General features: G+C 62.6%; 2 protein-coding genes. Both read right to left on the bottom strand.

Annotation, left to right across the window (positions count from 1 at the left end; all coding sequences use genetic code 11):
* Positions 1–32: 32 nt before the first annotated feature.
* Entirely contained in the window at positions 33–608 is a 576-nt protein-coding gene (locus ACFWCF_RS26265; RefSeq protein WP_378568034.1) for an IS630 family transposase, read from the bottom strand.
* The gene (locus tag ACFWCF_RS26260; RefSeq protein WP_378568031.1) at positions 587–1,114 is read right to left on the bottom strand and encodes a winged helix-turn-helix domain-containing protein; all 528 of its coding nucleotides are present in this window, start codon (positions 1,112–1,114) and stop codon (positions 587–589) included. Before ACFWCF_RS26260 ends, ACFWCF_RS26265 begins: the two co-directional genes overlap by 22 nt.
* Positions 1,115–1,182 lie beyond the last annotated feature (68 nt).

Here is a 1,182-nt window from a genome sequence, read left to right as displayed (position 1 = left end):
TAAAGATGTTTCGGTAATTGAGTGAGAACTGGTCATAAGGAAAGCCCGGTGTGATCGAGGAAGCCGTGACACAGATCGTAGTTCGACCCGATCCGGGTCAGCCCTGCCTCGGTCGCGATACGGACCTCGTCGAGGATGTCGGGGCACAGGTTGGCCAGCTCGGTGGATTTCATGTTGCCCCACACTTGTTCGATCGGGTTGAGCTCGGGTGCGTAGGCAGGAAGCCGTTCGACGTGGAGCCAGTCGCGTTGGGTCGCCAGCCATGCCTTCATGGCGGCAGACCGGTGGGCCATCAGGCCGTCCCAGATCACGATGACCTGCTCCCCGGCGAAGTGGGCGCGCAGTTCGGTGAGGAACTCGATGAGCTTGTCGGTGTTGTACGAGCCGTCGGTCATGGAGAACACGAACGCACTCTCGCTGCGGTCGGGTCGATACGCGAGGACTCCGGCCATCGACATGCGTTTCCAGGAAAATCGGTGACGTAGAACAGGTGTCACGCCTTTGGGCGCCCAGGTTGCACGGACCACAGGCAGCAGCGACACGCCGCTTTCGTCCTGGAAGCAGATCCATGCACCTCGGCGCCGCGCTATTTTTTTATCCGCGGCCACTCGTTCTCGCGCCAGGCGACGATGGCGTCCTCGTCTCGTTCGACTGCCCGCCGTGCGGGTCGCTGCCGACTCCAACCGAGCCGGGTCCGCAGGATCGTCCAGGTCTGGGTGGGCCCGTAGGTCACGCCGGTGAGTCTCTCGATGACGATCGCGACCCTGCCCAGGGTCCACACCCCGGTGGCGAAGCCATTCGCTTGTGGCCCTTTGAGCAGTTCCGCTCGGATCACCTCGATCTGAGTGTCGTCGAGCCGGGGCCGACGTCCTGCACGTCCGGCACCTTCGAGCGCCTCGTTGCCCCCGTCGGCCCACTGCCGATACCAACGGGAGGCGGTCTGTTGGGATACCTCCAACTCGACCGCGACATCAATCTGGCGTCGTCCTGCGGCGAACATCTCCGCGGCGCGCATTCGCCGGTCACGCAACGCCTCGAAATCGCGGCGACTGCCGCGCTGCTTGGCTTTCCGGTTGTGGGGTTCCTCGCCGGAATCAGTCTTCTTCCCTGCCATTGTTCAATGATCAAGTAGCACGGCATCAATCACGCGCAGCGACACACCCTATTACCGAAGCATCTTTA

Source organism: Rhodococcus sp. NPDC060090 (assembly GCF_042729855.1).
Taxonomy (GTDB): domain Bacteria; phylum Actinomycetota; class Actinomycetes; order Mycobacteriales; family Mycobacteriaceae; genus Rhodococcus.
This window is presented reverse-complemented; position numbering and strand designations above follow the sequence as displayed.

What these genes read in the sequence shown, in the direction of transcription:
- ACFWCF_RS26260 (WP_378568031.1), bottom strand. Translation starts at nt 1,114, where the DNA reads ATGGCAGGGAAGAAGACTGATTCCGGCGAGGAACCCCACAACCGGAAA.